Here is an 821-nt window from a genome sequence, read left to right as displayed (position 1 = left end):
GCCGAAGCAATAGGGTGGAGCCCTTGTCAGCGCGGGTGACGCTCGCGGCCGGCGCGCGCCGCGCGCATCGTCCTGACCTTGGCCCGGCGCAGCGTCGTCACCGGGTCGATGCCCGTCCAGCCGATGCCGGCAGCCTTGGCGAAAGCCATGAAGGCGCGCCGTGTCTGCGCCGGGGTCGCATCTCCGGCTCGTGCCGCCTCGCAGGCGCTGAGCGCCTTGGCGTGGAGCGTGTCGCCCGCGGCCAGCGGCCATTCCTTGAGGAAGTTCTGCATCTGCGCCAACGAAGCGATGTCGCGCCTGAAGCCGGCGCCAACGGCGATGGCGATCGGCGGGTCGAATGGCATGTCTTCAATCATTGGCGCCTCCGCTTGGATTGACTATTCGCCTTCAATGCGGGGCAGGGCGGCAGGGTTCCGGCGTGGATCAATTCGTGCCCGCTGGCGGAACAACAGCCTTGCGGCAGCGTTTTGCTTCGGAGAGCCCGCCATTTCGAACTCTGAATGCTTCCGCATGCCGCGGAGGCGGGGCGACGCTCACAAACAAACCAACAGGAGGCAGAGATGAAAATTACCCTCATTCCTGCTGTCGCTGGTCTGGCCATGATTGCCGGCATCGGCGCGGCGGTCGCGGACCAGATAATCGTGACGCCCGAGCAGCGCACCGTCGTCCGCGAATACGTCCACAAGCACCCGCTTGCTTCGATCAACCTTCTCGGCCTCGAGCTCAATGTCGGCTCGACTCTGCCGGACACGGTCGAATTGCGCGAGGTGCCCGACGTCCAATATCGTTACGTGGTCGTCGACGGCCGCACCGTGCTGGTC

Annotated in this window: 2 protein-coding genes; one reads left to right on the top strand and one right to left on the bottom strand. The window is 65.5% G+C overall.

All coding sequences use genetic code 11. The features are described from left to right. Positions 1 to 26: 26 nt before the first annotated feature. Positions 27 to 356: a DUF982 domain-containing protein gene (locus EOA33_RS37270; RefSeq protein WP_245455512.1), complete on the bottom strand. Its 330-nt coding sequence runs from the start codon at positions 354 to 356 to the stop codon at positions 27 to 29. 204 nt (positions 357 to 560) lie between these two features. On the opposite strand from EOA33_RS37270, the gene EOA33_RS37265 reads away from it, so the two are divergent. Next, a partial coding sequence (locus EOA33_RS37265; protein ID WP_127407825.1) for a DUF1236 domain-containing protein occupies positions 561 to 821 on the top strand: 261 nt, incomplete at its 3' end.

This window comes from Mesorhizobium sp. M4A.F.Ca.ET.050.02.1.1 (assembly GCF_003997725.1).
GTDB lineage: Bacteria > Pseudomonadota > Alphaproteobacteria > Rhizobiales > Rhizobiaceae > Mesorhizobium.
The sequence above is the reverse complement of the archived record's forward strand: the minus strand, read 5'-3'. Positions and strand labels throughout refer to the sequence as shown.

What these genes read in the sequence shown, in the direction of transcription:
- EOA33_RS37270 (WP_245455512.1), bottom strand. Translation starts at nt 356, where the DNA reads ATGATTGAAGACATGCCATTCGACCCGCCGATCGCCATCGCCGTTGGC.